Raw genomic sequence first — 20,459 nt, 5'->3', positions numbered from 1 at the left:
CAGCTCCGGTCTTGGCGAGGGTGGAGAGTCTCAGCGGCGATCGCCGATCAGCGCCTTCAGCTCGGCGTGTTCGGCGGCGTCGAGTTCGGTGAGCGGCGGCCGGACGGGACCGGCGTGGCGGCCGACCGCGGTCATGCCCGCCTTGACGATCGAGACGGCATAGCCGCGCTTGCGGTTGCGGATCGCGATGTAGGGCAGGACGAAGTCGCGCAATTCCCGGTAGACCGCATCGCGGTCGCGCCGGCGCACCGCCTCGTAGAAGGCCAGCGCCCATTCGGGCAGGAAGTTGAAGATCGCCGAGGAGTAGGTGGTGACGCCCATCTCCAGATACGGCAGCGCGAAGGTCTCGGCGGTCGGCAGGCCGCCGACATAGGTGAGGCGGTCCCCCAGGCCGGCATAGATCCGCGTCATCAGCTCGACGTCGCCGACGCCGTCCTTGAACCCGACGAGGTTCGGGCAGCGGTCGCACAGGCCCGCCAGGGTGTGCTCGTTGAGCTGGGCGTTGGCCCGGTTGTAGACGATGACCCCGAGGTTGGTGGCCCGGCAGACCGCCTCGACATGGGCGGCGAGGCCCGCCTGCTCGGAGCCGACGAGATAGGGCGGCAGCAGCAGGAGGCCGTCCGCGCCGGCCGCCTCGGCCGCCTCGGCGAGCTCGACCGCGAGGGCGGTACCCTGGCCCGCCGGGGCGATGACGGGGACGCGGCCGCGGGTCTCCGCGACGGCCGCGCGCAGGACGCGATCGATCTCGGCGGGTGTCAGCGAGAAGAACTCGCCGGTGCCGCCGGCCGCGAACAGGCCCGACACCTTGTAGTCGGCCAAGCGGCTCAGATTGTCCCGGTAGGCGGTCTCGTCGAAGCCGAGATCGTCGCGGAAATGGGTGACCGGGAAGGAAAGCAGGCCGGAGCCCAACGCACGGGCCATCTCGGCCGGGGTCATCCTCGCCATCCGCGTCCCTCCCTGATGTGCGCCATTCAGCGTTGCATCCGGGGTAGGTCAGCGCTTTAAATGCGTCCAACGCTCATTCTAGCTGGATTATCCCGGATCCTGCATCAATGTTCGATCTCGGCCACGCACGCAGCTTCATTGCCGTCGCCGAGGAGATGCATTTCGGCCGGGCTGCGTCGAAACTCAACCTGACCCAGTCGCCGCTGTCGCGGCAGATCCAGATGCTGGAGCAGACGCTCGGCGTGGCGCTGCTCGACCGCACCACCCGGGCGGTCCGGCTGACCCCGGCCGGACGCACGTTCCTGGCGGAAGCCTATCGGGTCCTGGCTGCGGCCGAGAGCGCCGCGCGCATCACGCGACGCGCGGCCCGGGGCGAAAGCGGCGTGATCCGTCTCAGCTTCACGGCGGCCTCGGCCTATCGCACGCTGCCCCGTGTCGTGGCCCATGTGCGCGCGAGGCTGCCCGAGGTCGATCTCGTGCTGGCGGAGATGGTCTCCGACGAGCAGATCCTGGCGCTCGAAGAGAACCGGACCGATCTCGCGATCCTGCGGCCGGCCCCGATCCTTCAGGATCCCAAATCGTCGATCGCGACGGCACCGCTGGTGAGCGAGCGGCTCCTGCTCGCGGTGCCCCGCGGCCACCGCCTGGCGACGGGCCGCATCCCAACGCTTCAGGATCTCGACGGCGAGGCGTTCGTGACCTGGTCGCCCAAGGGCGGCCGGTACTTCATCGATCTGCTCGACACGCTGTTCGAGACCGGTGGGGTGGCGCCGCGGATCGTGCAGCGGGTGAACCAGGTCCACGCCATGCTGGCCCTCGTCGGGGCCGGCCTCGGGATCGCGCTGGTGCCGGCGAGCACCCGCGGGAACAGCATGGCGGATATCCGGTTGCGGCCGATCTCGCTCCCCGCAACCGCTCGGCCCGAGCTGTTGCTGGCGTGGCGCCGCGACAACGCCAATCCCTGTCTCGTGTCGGTCAGGACGATAGCCCTCGAGCGGGTCGAGAGCTGACGGGTGCCGTCGAGGTCGCGCTAGCGGCCGATGATGCGCTCGCGCCGCTGCCGGGTGGCGACCTTGCGCAGCAGGCGCGAGAGCTGTTCGACCGAATACGGCTTGTGCAGCAGCTCGAACCCGTAGGTCCCGTTCTGGGCGAGCACATGGCTGTAGCCGGAGGCCAGCAGCACGGGCAGATCGTGATGGTCCCCCCGGATCCGGTGAGCCAGGTCGATCCCGTTCATCCCCGGCATCACGACGTCCGTGAACACCACGTCGAAACGGTCCGCGTCCTTGGCCAACGCGCCAAGGGCCTCCTCCGCGTTGGCGGCCCAGACGGTGACGTAGCCGAGTTCGGCCAGGGTCTGGGTCGCGAATGTTCCGACATCCGCGTTGTCCTCGACCACCAGGACGCACAGGCCATGTCCGTCGACGAGGGGTTCGGGCTCGACCTGCGGCAGGCGGGCGGCCGCCTCGACCCGCGGCAGGTACAGCACGAACATCGCACCCTGGCCGATCACGCTCTGGACCCTGATCTCACCACCCGATTGCTTCGCGAAGCCGAAGACCTGGCTCAGCCCCAAACCCGTCCCCTGTCCCACACCCTTGGTTGTGAAGAAGGGCTCGAAGATATGTTCGATCCGCTCAGGGGCGATGCCGGAACCCGTGTCCTCGATACACACCGCAATGAAGTCGCCGGGCACGGCCGGGTGGCTGCGGAGCGGGGGAATGATCGAGACGGGATGCACAGTGATGGTGAGGGTGCCCTCGCCGTCCATGGCATCCCGGGCGTTGACGGCCATGTTCACCAAGGCCGTGTCGAACTGGCTCGGATCGGCGTTGACGAAGCAGGGCTCGCCCGGGATGTCCGTGACGATCTTGACGCGCGCGCCACTCAGCGTGCCGACCATGTCGCTGATGGTGACCACGCTCTTGCCGGCATCGAAGACCTCCGGCTTCAGCGCCTGGCGCCGCGCGAACGCGAGCAGCTGGCCCGTGAGCTTGGCGGCGCGTGCGACGGTGTCCGAGATCGCGCCGACGTAGCGCTGGCGTCGCTCCTCCGCCAGGCCCGGGCGCTTGAGCAGGTCGGTGGACGACTTGATGACGGTGAGCAGGTTGTTGAAGTCATGCGCGACACCGCCGGTGAGCTGACCGACCGCCTCCATCTTCTGGGCCTGGCGCAGGGCCTCCTGGGCAGAGGCAAGCTCCGCCTCTCGCGTTTTGACGACGGTCAGGTCACGCCCCACGGCGATGAAATTGGCGCCGTCGGCCTCGGGCGCCACCGTCCATTCGATGGGCTTCCACCCGCCGCCCTTGGCGGCGATGCGGTTCTCGAAGCGTGTCGGCTGTCGCGTCTCTCCCATCCGTGCCAGGCCGGCGAGCGTCGGCCCCATGTCGTCGGGATGCATGAAGGTCGCGTAGGGCCGTGACAGGAGCTCGGCCTCGGACCAGCCGAGGACCCGGGTCCAGGCCGGGCTGACCGCCGACATCATGCCTTCGTAGTTGGCTTGGGCGAGCATGTCCTCGGACAGCGTCCAGAGCCGGTCGCGCTCGGCCGTGCGCTCGAAGACCTGTTGCTCCAGGGTCGTATTGAGGACCTGGAGCGCGTCCTCCATGCGCTTGCGCTCGGAGATGTCGCTGAAGAAGATGGCGACCCGATGCGCGGCCGGCTCGCCGACCCGCAAGGCCCGCACGTCGAACCAGCGTCCGAACACGTCGGCCTTGTTCTCGAAATGGGCCGGCTCGCCCGTCAGGGCGACGCGCCCATACGTGTCGAACCAATGGCGTTCGAGGTTTGGGGCAAAGTCGCTGACCCAGCGACCGACCACATTGGCGCCGGTCTGGCGTTCGAAGGCCGGGTTCGCTTCGAGGATCCGGTAATCGATGGCGCGATCCGCATCGTCGAACGTCAGCTCGATGATGCAGAACCCGACGTCGATGCTCTCGAACAGGGTGCGATAGCGACTTTCGCTCTCGGCCAGGGCGGCGCGCGAGCGGACCTGGTCCGAAACCTCGTAGCCGCCGACGAAGAGGCCGGTGATGGCCCCGGCCTGGTCGCGGATGGGTTGGTAGAGGAAGTCGAGGTACCGGTCGCTGTCCTCGCCGACGAACCGGATCGGCAGGGACCGGGCCGTGAACGGCTCGCCCGTCGCATAAGCCCGGTCGAGCAGTTCGTAGAAGCCCTGGTCGATCAGCTCCGGAAACACCTGGCTGACCGTGCGCCCGACGTAGTCCCGGCGGCCGGCCACCGCGACGTAGGCGTCGTTGACGTACTCGAAGATGTGGCTCGGCCCGCGCAGCACGGCGACGAACCCGGGCATCTGCTGCAGCAGGGCCTGCTGCCGTTCGCGCTCGGAGGAGGCTTGCCGCTCGGCGAGCACCTGGCGGGTCGTCTCGGTGCAGGCGCAGAACAGGCCGATGGTCGTGCCGTCGTCCCCCGGGACAGGCGTGTAGGAAAAGGCGAAGTGAGCCTCTTCGGGGTAGCCGTTGCGACGCAGGGTGAGCTGCAGGTCGTCCATGTGTACGGGATCGCCCGCGAACACACGATCCATCAGGGCCCCCACCTCGCCCTGGACCTCGGGCCAGGTCTCGAAGAATGGGCGGCCGAGGGCCCCCGGGTGCCGCTCGCCGAGCATGGGCGCGTAGGTGTCGTTGTACAGCAGGGTGCGGTCCGCGCCCCAGGCGATGAACATCGGTTGTCGTGAGTTGAGCATGACCCGCACGAGGGTCAGGAGCGATGGGGGCCAGTGCTGCTGCGGCCCGAGGGTGGTGCTGGACCAATCGTAGGCACGCATGCACGCGCCCATGTGACCGCCGTCGGCGAAGGCCGAAGTCTGCGAAGCCATGGGCTTAGACCTGTCCCGGGCTGTGCAGCGGCCTCGCAGAGGCAACCCGGACAGCGATGTCGCGTGCGTCCTTCGAACGCCGCACCCGGATGGCCGTCCGGGCCGGATCCCTGGTCGAGGCGTCGCCCCCCTCTACCACCTGACTGTCGATCCCGGCGGCAAGCGGTTCCATCGGGGCGATGTAACGGGCGTGTTTGGCGGACATGGCCGCCTCCTAACACACCCGACGCCAGAGGTGTTTCCTCCCCAGCCACCGACGGGCAATCCGAAGGCGCCCACAGAACCGTTCGCTCTGGCTGGGCGCGATGGGGCGGCCGGCGAGCGAGGCGGATCTCGCCCTGATCCTGCAGCCGCCGCCCTCGGCGCAGCTGCACCCGCTCGATGCCGGCCACCAGACGCTCTACGCCTTGCTGCGCAAGGGCCGCGCGCTGGCGGCGGAGACCGGGCCTGTGCGGCTGCGCGACGGCCTGGCCCATGCCCTGGCGCTGCCCGCCCCCGCGCTGGCCATCCGCCACCACATAGCGCCCGGGGCGGCGTCGAGCTGCGGCCGGCCGTCGCGTCCGGGGCGCTGGAATGCCTGCGCACTCTCACGCTTCGCCAGGACGTGATCAGCCTGCAGATCCCCAGCGGCATCCCCCAGGATCCGCGCCTGCACGGCCGTCGAATCGACATCCGCGCCCTGACGCCGATGACGCTGGTTCTTGCCCAGCTGCGCGGGCGATCCCGCTCCGTGGCCGCGGCGAAGTTCGCCGATCAGCGTGTTGTTCGGCTCAAGCGAGACGCGGATTGATCCCGTAGCGCGTTCGGCAGGATCCGACAGGCCTGGCGACCGACGAGATCGTCACGGTCACCGCAACGGGCGAACAGAAATCGCACCCCTGACCGGCCGGACGACCGCGCGCCAGACGCCGGAGGCGCGGCGGCCGGAGCCGCCGCGCGCGCACTCAGCCGTGCGGCTTGAACACGACCTTCGTGCAGTTGTCGGTCTTGTCCCGGAACGCCGCGTAGAGCGCCGGCCCTTCCTCCAGGTTGGTGGAGCGGTGGCTGATGATGAAGGACGGGTCGATGTCGCCGTTCTGGATGTGCTCCAGCAGCGGCTTCATGTACCGGACCATGTGGGTCTGGCCGGTCTTCAGGGTCAGGCCCTTGTTCATGAGGATTCCGAGCGCGACCGGTCCGACGGGGCCGGCGAAGACACCCGGCATCGAGACGTTGCCGCCGGGGCGGCAGGCCAGGATCGCCTGGTTGAGCGCGAACGGCCGCTCCAGGCTCACCGTGTGCTCCAGGATCGCCGAGGAGACCTTCTGGAGCGTGGTGTCGGCCCCGTGGGATTCCATGCCGACCGCCTCGATCACCGAGTCGGGACCCAGGCCGTGGGTCATCTCCATGAGCGTGTCCTGCACGTTCTGATGGCCGAGATCGATGGTCTCGGCGCCGGCCTCGCGGGCGAGCGCCAGCCGCTCCGGCACGCTGTCGATGGCGATGACGCGCTTGGCGCCCAGGAGATAGCAGCACTTCACGGCGAGCACGCCGACCGGCCCGCAGCCCCAGATCGCGACCGTGTCCTCCGGGCCGATGTCGCAATGCTCGGCCGCCTGGTAGGCGGTCGGGAAGATGTCGCTGAGGAACAGGACCTGCTCGTCGCTGAGCCCCTCGGGCACCACGATGGGGCCGACATCCGCGTAGGGCACGCGCAGATACTCGGCCTGGCCGCCGGCGAAACCGCCGGTGATGTGCGAGAACCCGAACAGGCCGGCGAGGGGATAGCCGTAGGTCTGGGCCTGCAGCTTGCCGTTCGGGTTGGTCCGCTCGCAGCAGCTCCAATTGCCCCATTTGCACTGCCGGCACTCGCCGCAGCAGATCGTGAACGGCACGACGATGCGGTCGCCGACCTTGAGCTTGTGATTGTCGCGCCCGACCTCGATGACCTCGCCCATGGTCTCGTGGCCGAGGATGTCACCGCATTCCATGGTCGGCATGAACCCGCCCATCAGGTGCAGATCCGAGCCGCAGATCGCGCAGGCGGTGACCTTGATGATCACGTCCCGGCCATGCTCGATCGTCGGATCGGGCACGGTCTCGCAGGTGATCGTGCCGCGGCTCTGCCAGGTAAGCGCTTTCATTCAGAATATCTCCGTCGAATTTTTAGGCGTCGATGGAGCTAACCGGCGCTTTCAGACAAATGATCCCGGGAAAATACCCGCCGTAGATCTGCTAAATATTTTCGCTCTCGAAACGGATCGATCGGGACGGCCCCGTGTTTCTCTATTGCAGTGCAGCAATTTGAGCGGCCGTTCGATCACCGCGGTTGCACCCCGCTCTCAACTCCGGCCGCGCCATCGCCGGCCTGGCTCGCCCAGCGAGCCCGAACCCCGCATCTCAAGGATCACCCATGCGTCTCGCGCTCGCCCTCGGGGCCTCCGCCTTCCTGCTCGGTCTCTCGCAGCTGCCGGTCCGGGCCAGCTCCTGCGCCGAGCAGATCGGGACGATCGAACGCCGCCTCGACAGCGCCGGCGCCGTCCACGTGGCCGGCCTCCAGGACGGCCACACGATCCGCAGCAGCAAGTCGCCGAAGGCCCTGGCGCAGGCGCCCTCCGGCGTGCCGAGCGACGCCCGCATGATCTCGACCGCGGCCCACATCTCCGATGCGCGGCGTCTCATCGGCCGGGCGGGGGACGAGGATCGCGCCGGGCAGCAGCGCGCCTGCGAGGACACGATGACCGAAGCCAAGGGCATGATCGGCGCGCTGCCGTAGGGCCCCGTCGCGAAACACGTGGGCGGCGAGCCCTCGCGCTCGCCGCCCGGATTACAGCGCTTCGGATTGATCCGGTTGATCAGGAGCACGCCCCCTCCCCCCTTCAGGATCCGATCATGACGCGTCGCTCCCCCTCCCGCCCCTGGCTCGTGCCGACCCTGGTGGGCTCGGCCGCGGCCCTGGGCGCCTCGGCCCTCTACGCGCTGGCCGCGACCCGCAAGGCGGAGCAGCGCACCCCGCCGATCGGCCAGTTCATGACCGTGGACGGCGTGCGCCTGCACTACATCGAGCGCGGACATGGGGAGCCGCTGGTCCTGATCCACGGCAACGGCACCCTGATCCAGGATTTCCTGGTGAGCGGCATCGTCGACGATCTGGCCAAGCGCTACCGCGTCATCATCTTCGACCGGCCCGGCTACGGCTACAGCGATCGGCCCCGGGGCCTCTGGACGCCCCGCGCCCACGCCACCCTGTTCGCGAAGGCGCTGGAGCGGCTCGACGTGTCGCGGGCCGTCGTGCTCGGGCATTCCTGGGGCGCGCTGGTCGCGGTCGCCCTGGCGCTGCAGGCCCCGCAGCTGGTGCGCAGCCTCGTCCTGGCCTCGGGCTACTACTATCCCACGCTGCGCGCCGACGTGATCCTCACGTCCCCGGTGGCGATCCCCGGCCTGGGCGACCTGATGCGCTACACCGTGTCGCCGCTGGCCGGCCGCCTGATGCTGCCCGCCCTGATCAAGGGCATGTTCGCGCCGGCCGCCGTTCCGGAGCGCTTCGATCGCGCCTTCCCGAAGGCCATGATGCTGCGCCCGCTGCAGCTGCGCGCCTCGGCGGAGGATGCCGCCACGATGACGCCGGCGGCCGCGGAGCTCCAGCACCACTACCGGGACCTGACGCTCCCCGTCGTGATCATCACGGGCGGGGACGATCAGATCGCCGATGTCGGCCGGCAATCGCAGCGGCTCCACCGGGAACTCCCCGGCAGCACGTTCCTGGTCATTCCCGGCATGGGCCACATGATCCACCACCTCGCGCCCGATCAGGTCGTCGCCGCCGTGGCGCGCGCGTCGGAGCCGGCCATTCGGGCGGCCGCCTGACCGAGCCTGCCGTGCCGGGACGCATCCTGACGCGGATCGACGGCCTCACCCTGCGCTTGTCGAAGGGATAGCCGGGCCCGCCTCGCGCCGAAGGTGGCGCGGCGCATCGACCGCCTCGGCGTGATCGAGGCCCCGGCGGAGGCGATGGGCCTGCACGGCCTTCCGGAGACCGTCCGCTGCTCGGCGTGTCCCGATCAGTCATCGGCGAGAGGGTTTGTCCGGCCGGTCGGCCCCTGGGAGCGCAAGACCGCCAGGGCGTCCGACAAGGTTTGACGCCACCAGCCGTGTCCGGGATCGTGCTGGAAGCGCGGATGCCACCAGAGATAGGCGTCGCTCGGGGGCAGCAGGATCGGCGGCTCTCTGACTTCGACATCGTGACGCGACGCGCGATCGGTGATCGCCTTCGGCAGCGTCGCGATGAGGTCGGAAGCCGCGACCATCCAGATCGCGGCCGGGAAGCTCGGGACGGTCATGGCGACGCGTCGGCGCCGCCCGACGGCAGCCAGAGCGGTATCGACGATACCCGTGCGGTCTCCGCCGGTGCTGACGAGCACGTGCGGCAGGGTGGTGTAGACGTCGAGGTCGAGGGGCGATGCCAAGGCCGGGTGCCCCCGCCTCACCACACAGCGGAACGGCTCGGAGATGACGCGCACGCGCATCAACGCGCGGTCGAGCGCGAGCTGCTGCTCGACTTCGGCGCCCGCCAGGACGAGATCCAGGCTCCCGCTCGCAAGGTCTTCAGCGAGGCCCTGGCCGATCGGTCTCACCTGGAAATCGAGGCCGGGGGCTTCGCGCCTCATCCGGCCGAAGAGCTCGGGCAGAACCGTGAACTGGGGATAGTCGGGTGTCGCGAGGGTGAAGCACCGCGTCGAGTGCGCCGGATCGAACGTTGGCTCACGGCCCAGCACGCGTTCGAGTTCCGAGAGCCCGAGTGACAGGCTCGGGCGCAGGGCCAGTGCGCGCGGTGTCGGGCAGAGCGTATGGCCGACCCGGACCAGCAGCGGATCGCCGAACCGCATCCGCAGGGCCCGCAGGGAATGGCTGACGGCCGACTGGGTGAGGCCCAGGGCGGTCGCCGCCTGCGTCACGCTTCGATGATCGAGAAGCGCATCGAGCACCAGGAAGAGGCGGAGGTCGCGCTCGGATACATGACGTGAGCTCATACACCCATGAGAACGCTTAAGCTCGTCTCATGTCCAGCGCCGGCGTACATCCAGCATTCCGTTGGCCAGGAGCACGCCGATGCACCGGAACGAAACCATCACCTTTGCGGGAACGCGCGTCGACATCCTGGTGACGGGCGACGAGACCGGCCAGCAGTTCTCGCTGCTGCGCATCACCAATCCGCCCGGCGTGTGGACGCCGCTGCACCGGCACCTGCACGAGGAGGAAACCATCTACGTGCTGTCCGGACAGGTTCAGGTCGAGACCGGCGGCGAGATCCGCGCGTTGTCCAGGGGGGACGTCGTGATCCTCCCGCGAGGCCAGGCGCACCGGCTGGGGAACGTCGGTCCCGAGGCAGCCGAAGCCCTGGTGTTCTGCACGCCATCCGGCTTCGAGCAGTTCGTCCGAGAGGCGGGGCAGACCGGCACGACCGCGGCGCCCGCGCAGGCGCCTGACGCCGAGGCCCTGGCACGTCTCGGCAGCCTGTCGACGCGCTTCGGCATCGAGCTGCTGCCGCCGACCTAGAGGCAAGGTCCGCTTCCATGCCTCGTCGCCCGAAGGCGGGCCGGCCTAGATCCGCGCCTCTCGGACGGTTGGGGGGATCATCCGTTGGGGTGGCCACCCCGCGGTTGCTTCGCGGCGCGCGCGATGACGGGTGTGCCCTGCCACGTCCCCTCCGGTCGCCTCAATGCAGCGTGTCGTCCGTGCAAGCCTCGCCCCGCACGTCGCGGGCGAGTCGCAGCGCCGAATGCCCCTTGGCGCCGTTGGCGAAGATGGCGATGGCAAGAAGGTGATCTCGGATCGGGAGCTTGCGCGAAGCGAAGATGGTCCCGCTGGTGACGCTGTACTGGTGCCGGCAGCCGGCGCACTTGAACAGCTTGCGGGTGGCGATGAACGAGTGCTTGAGGCAGCCGCAACGCGGGCAGAACGGCTGACCTTCGGTCGCCTCCCAGCGGATTGCCTTGAACGTCTCCCACGCTGCGTCGTCGGATAGGCGGGCGACCTTGGCGGGGGAGAGAGTACGGGCCGCTTTGGCGAGGAGGAAGTGTTGAGCCATCGCGGCCACCCGAACGTTTTGCGTTGAGGTGGACGATATGGGTCGACCTAGATCAGGTCAGCGCTTTTCGGTGCCTTGCCGCAAAAAAGGGCGCGCTAGATCTAACGCACGATGACGCCAGAGCACTGCCGAGCCGCGAGAGGATGGTTGGACTGGTCGCAAACCGACCTGTCCAAGCGGGCCAACATCGGCCTCAGCACCATTCGCCAGTTTGAGAACGGCATCCGCACGCCGATCCCCAACAACATGCTGGCGATGCGGCGTGCGTTTGAGGAGGCCGGCATCACCCTTACGGATGAGCCGGCCGGGATCGCTTACGCTGGCACGGGCGCGTCACCGGATAAGAACGGGACCGGGGCCGCTCCGTGATGAGAGCGGCCGCGCACGATCTTGGAGACCGTGCCGCCGTTCACGCAGAAGTAGTGAGAAGTCCTGCCCTGACTCCAGCCGAGCATGAGAACGGCGTGGAGTATGTGGCAGGCAGTAAGGTGATCGCAGGGGAACTCAGCAGCCATAAAGCATCCTCCGCAGAAGCGGTTGTGAGGGATGCTACCGGCTTGAAAATCAGCCCCTAAAGTGCGACGTTAAGCGTGTGAGCTGCGCACAGGCGCTGCGCCTCCAAGCCGGAAGCGTTCGCGGTGGGTGGTCCTGGCCGGGCCGGCACTTCCTCTGCGAAAGGGAGTGACCGGCCCGACTGCTATCTGCCTTGCCGAAGTGAACCTCGTCGGAAGGCTCAATCACCTGTCAAAACGGAATATCATCGTCCAAGTCATACCCGCCCCGTTTAGGGACTGGTGGGTCAAAAGGAATATCGTCGTCTAGATCATACCCGGCTGGCTCTGGTTGCTTCGGAGCAGCGTCTTCCTTTTTTGCTGCAGTAGAAGCTGCCTCATCTTCGTCTGGCATATCATCGCCAGTATCACGCAAAGCAGCTCTGAATTTTTGTACAGTTGCTTCGGGTACGGTATAGAAGTCTTCGCGCTCTTCAACGTGCCCTTGCTCAACGTACTTTTCAAATATTCTCTTCACCTCGCTCGGTCGCATCAAGCGGCTCTCGCGTTCTGCGACAAGCTCTATCACGTCATCAAGGCTAAAGAGGGCCTTTGCTTCATCCAATGCAAGTAGATGGCGCTTCCATTTGTTGGAAATTGCGCCAGGCTGCCTTCCGCCGTTGGATCGAGCAACCGGCACCACACCTTGGGGATCGGCCGGAGCGGAAGATTTGGATGTGGACGCAAGCGGCGTCTGCGGAATGAGGGCCAAAATGGCCTCCATTCCGTTCAGCTCAGCCTCAAGTAGCTCGACGGCTCGCTTTTGAGCAGCGAGAACCGTTCGCTTCTCGGAGATCATTTTCATGATCGCGGGGGTTGACATGACTCAGACGTATCACGCGCCGTGGGGCGTGAAAAGGGAGTCGTTGTCGATATGCGCGACGGATAGGCCGCGCGCTTGACGGATAGCCCGCCCGCTGTCAGTCTCTCAGGTGACGCTTGTCGTCCTCACGTCCACTCGTGCGCGCACCGACGCGCGGGGTGCGCGCGAAGGCGCCCCCGGAGGCCAGGCTTAACCCTGGCACCCCGGAGGACGAATCACATGGCTGTGGTTTGTACGTATCCGAAGCCGGTGTCCGTTACGGACTACTACCGGTTCCGGTTTGGGCGGTGGGAGCACGTGTGCTCTCATTGCCGCTCGTATCCGTCGCGTTAGGTTAGCCGCCGCGCGATGATACGGGTAGGACGACAAGCGTCACCACTTACCTATTGAATCATGCCAGAGGCGCTCGTGGCAAGAGGCGTCTAGTCGCTTTACCGCTATGGACTGCCGACAGCGTAACCAAATCACCTCAACGCTTTTAGGTGAGGTAGCTGCATAATACCGCGAAGCCGCCGCCGCCCGGCCCCGTCAGGTGGTGGATCGGGATGCAGAACCCCTGCGACAGGCCGAATTCCGTGGCCTCGCCCATCACCCGGGCTGCCCCGGCCTCGTCGGAGCGATAGGGCGCCTCGCGCCACAGGAACGGCTCGGTGGTGCGCCTCACATGGTTCGCCACCGGATCGATCCGCAGATAATCCCGCGCGAAATAGCGTGTCCGCCAGCCTTCCGGCCAGGACGGCACCAATGCGCAGTTCTGCGTGGAGACTTCGTGCTCCGCCGGCAGGTTGGTGATGATGAAGACATCGTAGCCGAAAGACGCGCCGGCCGCCCGCATCTCGCGGAGGATGTCGGAGATCTTCGCCGCCTCCTTGAGGCGGCCGACGATCTCGAAAGCCGTCTGGCTGTCCTGAGTCACGGCAGGTCCGAAGGCTTATCGTTAAAAATTTTCACCTGTGGTTGCAGAAATTGCGGCATCCCACAGAGATATCTACATGAGGTTGTCGGTTCGGCCAAGCACCGGCGGATCGGTCCGGCCGTCCGTACGCTTGCGATGCGCGCTGCGATCGAACCGCGCAGGGTCGGCGTTCAGGACGCGACCCGCCGCACCGGTCGGCTGACGAACCGGGAGCCGGCGAGCAGGAAGCGCCAGGGCGTCTCGGCGCCGCGGGTGATCCCGATGCGCCGGTCCGCCGCCACCGGGACGGGCTGGCCCCGGGGGGCGAACCGGAACGGCGGTTCCGCTACCGGCAGGCCGTCCATCGCCCCGGTGACCCCGAGGGCCTGGCACAGGCGGCCCGGGCCGGCGCAGAGCCGCCGCGGATCGTCCAGGCTCCGGCGTGCCGCCCTGGCGGCCAGCCCCTCGGTCGGCTCGATCGCCCGGATCAGCACCGCACTGCCGGGCTCGCAGACCAGGTTCAGGCACCAGTGCAGCCCGTAGGACCTGTAGACGTAGACGTGCCCCGGCGGCCCGAACATGCTGGCGTTGCGCTGCGTCGGGCCGGCGAAACTGTGGGAGGCCGGGTCGGTCCGGTCGTAGGCCTCCGTCTCGACGATGATCCCGCCGGCCTCCCCGACCCGGAGACCGGCCCCAATGAGGTCCGCGGCCACCGCGGCGGCGCTGCGGGCGAAGAACGGGTCGGCCATCGGGCGTTTCCAGGTGTCATCCGGGAGGGGGCATCGGGGATGTGTCATCCCGCCCGGGCAACGCCCGGCGCGCAAGTCGGTCGACGGCGCTTGCCCGTCCGGGCACGGCGCCGAATTGGCGGACACGCCAGGCAATTCTTCGCCGGAAGCCGGCCGACGGCAACGCCGTTTCCGGCCGCTTCGAAGAGCGCGCGAAGGTTGTCCCGGCCGCCTTCGAATTAGTCCTGACCTGAAACTCGCCGGCAAGTAGAAATACAACGGAGGCCGAGGCCGCCATTTGCTGATACGAGGGGCCGGACAAACGGGCCCGCTGCCGATCTCGTCGGACCTCCCAGCATGATGCGCACCCCGTCGCTTGCGACGCTCCGATCCGCCGCCGGGAGTCCGCCCGCCGCCCCGATCCCGCTGCGCGCCCGGATCCGCCCCGTCCTCAGCCTGCGCCGCCTGCGCCTGGGCAGCGGTCTGGTGCTGTTCGCCTACATCCTCACCCACCTGACCAACCACGCGCTGGGCAACGTCTCCCTCGACGCCATGGAGGATGGCCTCAGCGTCGCCTCCGCCCTGTGGCTCAACCCGCCGGGCCTGGCGCTGCTCTACGGCGCGCTGCTGATCCACCTGCTGCTCGGCCTCCAGGCGCTCTATGCGGCGCGCTACTTCCGCTGGCGGCCCGGCGAGGCGGTGCAGATGGTCTCCGGGCTGCTGATCCCGCCGCTGCTCATCAGCCACGTCACCGCCACCCGGATCGCCTTCGCCACCGAGGGGCTCGACAAGGGCTACGCGCAGGAACTCTACGCCTTCTGGGTCGCCGCACCGCATCAGGGCGCGCTGCAGGCGGCGATGCTCGTCCTCGCCTGGATCCACGGCTGCTCCGGCCTGTATTTCTGGCTGCGGCTGAAGCCCGCCTTCGGGCGCGCCGCCCCCTGGCTCCTGGCGGTGGCGGTGCTGGTGCCGGTCCTGGCGCTGCTCGGCTTCGTCCCGGGCGGCCGGGCGTTCCTGGCCCTGGCGCAGGACCCGGCCTGGCGGGCCGTGGCGCTCCGGCCGGTCCATGTCGGGCTACCCGATCAGGTGGCCCGGCTCGCCGCCATCCGGGACGGGATGCTGACGACCTATGCCGGCCTCGTCGCCGCGGTGATCGCCGCCCGCGGGGTCCGGACCCTGGCGGAGATCCAGCGCGGCACGATCCGGCTCAGCTATCCCGACGGGCGGGTGGTCCGGGTGCCGCGCGGCACCAGCGTGCTGGAGGCGAGCCGGCGCAACCGGATCCCCCATGCCAGCGTCTGCGGCGGCCGCGGGCGGTGCTCGACCTGCCGGATCCGCGTGCTCGACGGCAGCGACCGGACGCCCCCCGCCGGCCGGGCCGAGCGCGCCGTTTTGGAGCGGATCGCCGCCGGGCCGGGGGTCCGCCTCGCCTGCCAGTTCCGGCCCGAATCCGACCTCGCCGTGGTGCCGATGTTCCCCCTGCCCCCGCGGGTGCGGCAGGCGGACCTGCTCGACCGGGCGCAGTCCGGCGAGGAGCGGTTCATCGTAGCGATGTTCGTGGATCTGCGCGGCTCGACCCGGCTCGCCGAGGAGCGCCTGCCCTACGACACGGTGTTCATCATCAACCGCTTCCTCGGGGCGGTCGGCGACGCGGTGCGGGAGGCCGGCGGCTCGACGAACCAGTTTTTGGGCGACGGCCTGCTGGCCCTGTTCGGCCTCGAGTCCGACCCCGAGCCGGCGGCCCGCGACGCGCTCCGGGCGGTGGATCTGATCGCCGAACACGTCGCCACCCTCAACGCGCTGCTGGCGACCGATCTGGAGCACACCCTCCGGTACGGGATCGGCGTTCATGCCGGCCTGGCGATCGTCGGCGAGATGGGCGACGCCACCGATGCCCGGTTCACGGCGCTCGGCGACACCGTGAACGTCGCCTCGCGCCTGCAGGGCCTGACCAAGGTTCTGGGCTGCATCGCGGTGGTCTCTGAGGCGGTCTTCCGCGCAGCCAAGACCGCGCCGACGGCGATCCGGGAGATCCCGGTCGAGGGCCGGTCCGAGCCGGTCCGGGTGAGCACGATGGGGGTGCTCTGACCCGCCGTATGGGTCACGGATCGGTCCCCTGTCAGGCGCGACCCGCCGCCCTCCCCCCGGCGAGATGCCGGGACAGGGCCAGCATGAGCGGCACCACGGCCAGCGCCGTGGCAGCAGCCGCCACCACCGCCCAGCGGGGGCCGGCCGCGTCCCCAAGCCGGCCGTAGAGCAGCGGCGCAGCCAGGGCGCTGCCCCCCAGGGTGCAGGTGTAGAACACCGCGAACGCTTGCTCGACCCGGCCGCCGGGAGCCAGCTCCGGCACCGTGCCGTAGAGGACCGACGAGGTGCCGTTCAGCATCACGCCGAGCAGCGGCAGCAGGATCAGCGTGGCGGCGAGCGGCAGGGCGATCACCGCCAGGATCGCCGCCGCGGTCCCGGTCTCGGTGAGCAGCACGGTCCGGGTCACGCCGAGGCGCTCTCCGAGCCGGCCGCAGACGGCCTTGCCGAGCGCGCCGCCGATGAACACCAGCGAGAGCGCCAGCCCCACGGTGGTCAGGGCCGCGCCCTTCTCCTGCAGCAGGAACGGCAGGTAGAGCAGGAAGGCCGGGCGGGCAGCGTTGTCCAGGGTGCCGATCGCGACGAGCAGGCCGAAGCCGGGCCGCGCGCCCGCGCCGTCGCCGGCCTGCGCGGCCCGCGCCGCGCCCTTGCGTTCCTCGCTCTGTGAGCTGGGATCACGCGGCAGCCATCGGCCGACGCCGAGGGCGACGGCGACGCCCAAACCGGCGATCACCCAGAGCGCCGTGCGCCAGCCCGACAGGGTCAGCAGGAAGCCGACCAGCGGCGGCACGGCCGCCTTCCCGAGATCGCCGGCGAAGTTGTAGGTACCGAGCGGGCCGCGGGCCGCAGCCCCGTAGGCCCGGGCGATCTCTGTCGAAGCCAATGGATGCTGGGTGCTGCCGCCGGCGCCCCCGAGCAGCAGGCCGGCGCAGAGGCCGATCAGCCCGCCCGACGCCCCGGCCAGCGCGTAGCCGCCGGCGCTGAGCAGCGTGCCGAGGACCAGGACGGTACGGGCGCCGAGCGACTGGGCGAGCTGGCTCGCCGGCATCTGCAGGGCGGCCAGAGCGCCGTTGTAGAGCGAGCGCAGCAGCGCCAGCGCGACGTAGTCCAGGCCGAACTCCGCCTGCCAGACCGGCAGCAGCACGTAGATCAGGTCGGTGTAGCCGTCGTGCAGGGCGTGGTTGACCCCGGCGACCACGAGGGTGCGCTTGTCCTCCATGCGCTTGGCCGCCCGGTCCGGGACGTCGTCGAGCGGGGCGGTGAACTCCGAGGCGCGGGCCATCCTGCTGTCCTTGATGATTCCACCACAGGATGCGGGTCTCGCGCCTGGCTGACAAACGTCTTATGCTGACGCTCGCGTGAGGAAACCTGACACCATGCATCGCCGCCTGCCGCCGCTCAACGCGCTCAAAGCCTTCGAGGCGGCGGCCCGGCACGCCAGCTTCACCCGGGCCGCGGAGGAGCTGCGCGTCACCCACGGGGCGGTGAGCCGGCACGTGCAGATGCTCGAAGGCTGGCTCGGCGTGCCGCTGTTCGAGCGCCACAACCGGCGGGTGGTGCTCACCGAGGCCGGGCGCAGCTACGCCGCCGAGATCGGCGCCGCCCTCGACCGGATCGCCCTGGCCACCGCCCGCCAGGTGGAGCGCGGCCGGCCGCGCCTGCTGCACGTCAACGCGCTCGCCACCTTCACCCTGCGCTGGCTGATCCCGCGCCTGTCGGGTTTCCAAGTCGCCCATCCGGCCATCGAAGTCCGGCTGACCACCTCGAACGTGCCGCTGGCGAGCCTTGCCGAGCCGTTCGACGTGGCGATCCGCGGCGGGCCGGATACGCGCCCCGGCCATGTCGCGCAGCCGTTCCTCACCGAGCGGCGCAGGCCGGTCTGCAGCCCGGCCCTGCTGCAGCGCCTGCCCCTGCAGGAGCCCGAGCAGCTGCGGCACCACACCCTGCTGCACGCGGCGACGCTCCCGCAGGTCTGGCCGCATTGGCTGCACGCCGCCGGGGTGCCGGATCTGGTCCCGCAGGCCTCCGTGACCCTGGAGCATTTCTACCTCACCCTTCAGGCCGCCCTCGACGGCCTCGGCGTGGCGATGGGCCCGGAGCGCCTGATCGCCGACGACCTGGCCGCAGGCCGCCTGACCTGCCCGTTCCCGGGCCCGTCCCTGCCGGCGCGGAGCTACTACACCTACGTGCCGGAGGCCCGGGCCGACGACCCGACGGTCCGTGCCTTCTGCACTTGGCTTACCGCGGCGGCGGGGGACTCCTGAAGCCCGGGGATGGTGTCCGGGATCGGACTGGCGCAAGGATGGTTCTCAGGAACGCGTTCGGCGGCGGCGTCAGCGCCGGCGGGCGGATGCTGCGGCCGAAGGTGAGTCCATGGCGCGCAAGCGTCTCCGCCCCACGATCGTCTACCTGTCCGAGGCCGTGGCGCGGCTCGGGCTCTCTCCCGATTCCCTCGACCTGGAAACCCTGCGCGCCGATCTCGAACTGCCCGAATTCGGCGCCGAGGTCGACGACGAGCGGATCGCCGAAGTCTTGCGCGCCCGGCAGAGGGCTCGGGCCTTTGCCGAGACCGGCGTCCCGGCGGTCCGGAAGGTCATCCCCGCCCTCAAGGCCGCCATCCTGCGGGACCGCCGGGTGCTCTGGAGCATCCGGACCGAGATCCCGCTCCTCGACAATGGCCGCCTGGACCTGCGGATCGACAGCGCTCCGGACCCGGTGGCGGCCGAGATCCTGGCCCGCATGGCGGCCCGGAACGACCCGGCGCATCGCGTCGAGGCGGGGCGGGCGGCCGTGGCGGAGCGCGCCGCCGAGGTCACCCGGACCCTGGCAAAGCCGGTCGAGCGCCTGCGGGCGCAAATCCTCCAGGACCTGCGCGAGGTCGGGGCCGACGCCCCCGCCTACATCGCCCATCTCGACCGCTCGCTGCGCTCCCGGGTGTTCACCTTCGGGCCGAAGCTGGCGCGCGCGCTCAACGACACGCTCACCCCCGTGCGCCGCCACGCCAAGGCGGTGGCGAGCGAGGGCTCGCGCCTGCGCCGCCTGCGCGATCAGGTCGGCTTCGGCGCCTATATCGAGCGCTTCAGTGCCGCCCGCCGGCTGAACCGGCGGATCCTGTTCCACATGGGGCCGACCAATTCCGGCAAGACCTATGCGGCCCTGCAGATGCTGACGGCGGCCCCCACCGGCACCTATCTGGCGCCCCTGCGGCTGCTGGCCCTGGAGAATTACGAGGCCCTGCGCGAGCGCGGCCTCCGGGCCGGCATGGTCACCGGCGAGGAGGTCCTGGGTGAGCCGCAGCCGACCCACACCGCTCGCACCATCGAGACCGCCGACCTGACCCGTCCGATCGACGTGGCGGTGATCGACGAGATCCAGATGCTGTCGGATCCCGATCGCGGCTGGGCCTGGACCAACGCCCTGTTCGGCGTAGCCGCCCGGACCGTCATCGTGTGCGGCTCCGACGACGCCCTGTCCTACGTCCGCCGCGCCGCCGAGGCCGCCGGTGAGTCGCTGGAGGTCATCCCGTTCACCCGCAAGTCGCCGCTGCTGCTGCTCGACGCGCCGGTCCCCCTGGAGAAGGTCGAGCCCGGGGACGCGGTCGTGGCGTTCTCGCGCCGGGCCGTGCACGAGAACCGCGAGATCCTGGTCGCCCGCGGGCACCGGGTGGCGACGATCTACGGCGCCCTGTCGCCCGAAGTGCGGCGGGCCGAGGCCACGCGCTTCCGCACCGGCGAGGCCAACGTGCTGGTCACCACGGACGCGATCGGCATGGGGCTCAATCTCGGGCCGCTCCGGCGGATCGTGTTCTCGACCGTGCGCAAGTGGGACGGCACGAAGGAGCGCGGCCTGACCAATTCCGAGATCCGCCAGATCGCCGGCCGGGCGGGTCGCTATGGCCACCAGGATGTCGGCTACGTGGCGGCGACGGAGGCGGTCGCCGTCGAGCCGATCCGGATCGCCCTCTCGGGGGCCCCCACGGCGCCGGCAGCGGATTCGCGCTTCTTCGTCCGGCCCGACCTCGGCGCGATCCGCTCCGTCGCCGAGGAGATGCAGACCCAGAGCCTCCACGAGGTGCTGACGCATTTCGCCCGGGCCACCTTCTACGCCGGCTCGCCGTTCCAGCCCTCGGCCCTGGAGGAGATCCTGGAGGTCGCGCGGGTCGTCGATCGGGCGCGGCTGCCGATCGAGGAAAAGTTCGCCTTCTCGGTCTGCCCCGTCAACCGCCGCGACGAGATCGCCATGGGCATGCTCGAGCGCTGGAGCCAGGCCCGGGCGGCCGGCACCACGGTCCCGGCCCTGCGGGCGAACCTGGCCGGGGAACTCGACTACCAGGAGCGGACGGTGCGCCTGGCCAGCGCCTATCTGTGGCTGTCGCGCCGCTTCCCCGACACGTTCGACGATGTCGAGGCGATCCGGCACATGCGCGGCCGCGCCAACGACGCCATCGAGCAACACCTGCGTGAGACCGCGACCCGCAAGGCGGAGCGCCGCACCCGGCGGGCGGGCAGCGCGGGGGGCCGATAGCGA

The 20,459-nt window shown here is 69.6% G+C and carries 17 protein-coding genes and 2 pseudogenes; 9 read left to right on the top strand and 10 right to left on the bottom strand.

Features of this window, described 5'->3' with window-relative positions:
- Positions 1–30 precede the first annotated feature (30 nt).
- Positions 31–945: a 5-dehydro-4-deoxyglucarate dehydratase gene (gene kdgD, locus AO398_RS04535; protein WP_058190833.1), complete on the bottom strand. Its 915-nt coding sequence runs from the start codon at positions 943–945 to the stop codon at positions 31–33.
- 107 nt (positions 946–1,052) lie between these two features.
- Here kdgD and AO398_RS04530 point away from each other — a divergent pair, with 107 nt between their 5' ends.
- Positions 1,053–1,955: a LysR family transcriptional regulator gene (locus AO398_RS04530; RefSeq protein WP_058190832.1), complete on the top strand. Its 903-nt coding sequence runs from the start codon at positions 1,053–1,055 to the stop codon at positions 1,953–1,955.
- A 20-nt stretch (positions 1,956–1,975) separates the two neighbouring features.
- Here the strand turns inward: AO398_RS04530 and AO398_RS04525 are convergent, their stop codons facing one another.
- The gene (locus tag AO398_RS04525; RefSeq protein WP_058190831.1) at positions 1,976–4,783 is read right to left on the bottom strand and encodes a PAS domain-containing protein; all 2,808 of its coding nucleotides are present in this window, start codon (positions 4,781–4,783) and stop codon (positions 1,976–1,978) included.
- A gap of 4 nt (positions 4,784–4,787) precedes the next feature.
- Positions 4,788–4,988, bottom strand: coding sequence for a hypothetical protein (locus AO398_RS28740; RefSeq protein WP_058190830.1), 201 nt, complete (start codon positions 4,986–4,988; stop codon positions 4,788–4,790).
- Between the two features lie 112 nt (positions 4,989–5,100).
- On the opposite strand from AO398_RS28740, the pseudogene AO398_RS04515 reads away from it, so the two are divergent.
- Positions 5,101–5,573 (top strand): annotated as a pseudogene (locus tag AO398_RS04515) (LysR substrate-binding domain-containing protein); the annotation flags it as partial.
- A gap of 154 nt (positions 5,574–5,727) precedes the next feature.
- Here the strand turns inward: AO398_RS04515 and AO398_RS04510 are convergent.
- The gene (locus tag AO398_RS04510; RefSeq protein ID WP_058190829.1) at positions 5,728–6,906 is read right to left on the bottom strand and encodes a zinc-dependent alcohol dehydrogenase; all 1,179 of its coding nucleotides are present in this window, start codon (positions 6,904–6,906) and stop codon (positions 5,728–5,730) included.
- Between the two features lie 269 nt (positions 6,907–7,175).
- Here AO398_RS04510 and AO398_RS04505 point away from each other — a divergent pair, with 269 nt between their 5' ends.
- A complete protein-coding gene (locus AO398_RS04505) occupies positions 7,176–7,538 on the top strand; it encodes a hypothetical protein (protein ID WP_058190828.1) in 363 nt (120 codons plus the stop codon).
- 116 nt (positions 7,539–7,654) lie between these two features.
- Positions 7,655–8,629: an alpha/beta hydrolase gene (locus tag AO398_RS04500; protein WP_058190827.1), complete on the top strand. Its 975-nt coding sequence runs from the start codon at positions 7,655–7,657 to the stop codon at positions 8,627–8,629.
- A 194-nt stretch (positions 8,630–8,823) separates the two neighbouring features.
- Here AO398_RS04500 and AO398_RS04495 read toward each other — a convergent pair whose 3' ends face one another.
- Positions 8,824–9,792, bottom strand: coding sequence for a LysR family transcriptional regulator (locus AO398_RS04495; RefSeq protein ID WP_058190826.1), 969 nt, complete (start codon positions 9,790–9,792; stop codon positions 8,824–8,826).
- Positions 9,793–9,871: 79 nt separating this feature from the next.
- Between AO398_RS04495 and AO398_RS04490 the strand changes: the two genes are divergently transcribed.
- Entirely contained in the window at positions 9,872–10,318 is a 447-nt protein-coding gene (locus tag AO398_RS04490; RefSeq protein ID WP_058190825.1) for a cupin domain-containing protein, read from the top strand.
- Positions 10,319–10,514: 196 nt separating this feature from the next.
- Here AO398_RS04490 and AO398_RS04485 read toward each other — a convergent pair.
- Positions 10,515–10,850, bottom strand: a pseudogene (locus tag AO398_RS04485) (transposase); the annotation flags it as partial.
- Between the two features lie 111 nt (positions 10,851–10,961).
- Here AO398_RS04485 and AO398_RS04480 point away from each other — a divergent pair.
- A complete protein-coding gene (locus tag AO398_RS04480; RefSeq protein WP_082643121.1) occupies positions 10,962–11,219 on the top strand; it encodes a helix-turn-helix transcriptional regulator in 258 nt (85 codons plus the stop codon).
- A gap of 375 nt (positions 11,220–11,594) precedes the next feature.
- Here the strand turns inward: AO398_RS04480 and AO398_RS28095 are convergent, their stop codons facing one another.
- From AO398_RS28095 to AO398_RS04465, 3 genes are all read right to left on the bottom strand, one after another.
- Positions 11,595–12,200: a hypothetical protein gene (locus tag AO398_RS28095; RefSeq protein ID WP_152997408.1), complete on the bottom strand. Its 606-nt coding sequence runs from the start codon at positions 12,198–12,200 to the stop codon at positions 11,595–11,597.
- Positions 12,201–12,702: 502 nt separating this feature from the next.
- On the bottom strand, positions 12,703–13,140 hold the full coding sequence (locus AO398_RS04470; protein ID WP_244498660.1) for an autoinducer binding domain-containing protein: 438 nt from the start codon (positions 13,138–13,140) through the stop codon (positions 12,703–12,705).
- 170 nt (positions 13,141–13,310) lie between these two features.
- Complete coding sequence (locus AO398_RS04465) at positions 13,311–13,868, bottom strand: DNA-3-methyladenine glycosylase (RefSeq protein ID WP_058190822.1); 558 nt, start codon at positions 13,866–13,868, stop codon at positions 13,311–13,313.
- Positions 13,869–14,204: 336 nt separating this feature from the next.
- Between AO398_RS04465 and AO398_RS04460 the strand changes: the two genes are divergently transcribed.
- Entirely contained in the window at positions 14,205–15,935 is a 1,731-nt protein-coding gene (locus AO398_RS04460; protein ID WP_201025707.1) for an adenylate/guanylate cyclase domain-containing protein, read from the top strand.
- Between the two features lie 31 nt (positions 15,936–15,966).
- Here the strand turns inward: AO398_RS04460 and AO398_RS04455 are convergent, their stop codons facing one another.
- Complete coding sequence (locus AO398_RS04455; RefSeq protein ID WP_058190821.1) at positions 15,967–17,214, bottom strand: MFS transporter; 1,248 nt, start codon at positions 17,212–17,214, stop codon at positions 15,967–15,969.
- 94 nt (positions 17,215–17,308) lie between these two features.
- Between AO398_RS04455 and gcvA the strand changes: the two genes are divergently transcribed.
- Positions 17,309–18,196, top strand: coding sequence for a transcriptional regulator GcvA (gene gcvA, locus AO398_RS04450; RefSeq protein WP_058190820.1), 888 nt, complete (start codon positions 17,309–17,311; stop codon positions 18,194–18,196).
- Positions 18,197–18,305: 109 nt separating this feature from the next.
- On the top strand, positions 18,306–20,456 hold the full coding sequence (locus AO398_RS04445) for a helicase-related protein (protein ID WP_058190819.1): 2,151 nt from the start codon (positions 18,306–18,308) through the stop codon (positions 20,454–20,456).
- Positions 20,457–20,459 lie beyond the last annotated feature (3 nt).

Source organism: Methylobacterium sp. GXS13 (assembly GCF_001455965.1).
In the GTDB taxonomy this organism is placed as follows: Bacteria; Pseudomonadota; Alphaproteobacteria; order Rhizobiales; family Beijerinckiaceae; genus Methylobacterium.
Note: the sequence above shows the minus strand (reverse complement) of the source record. Positions and strands in the feature narration are given on the sequence as shown.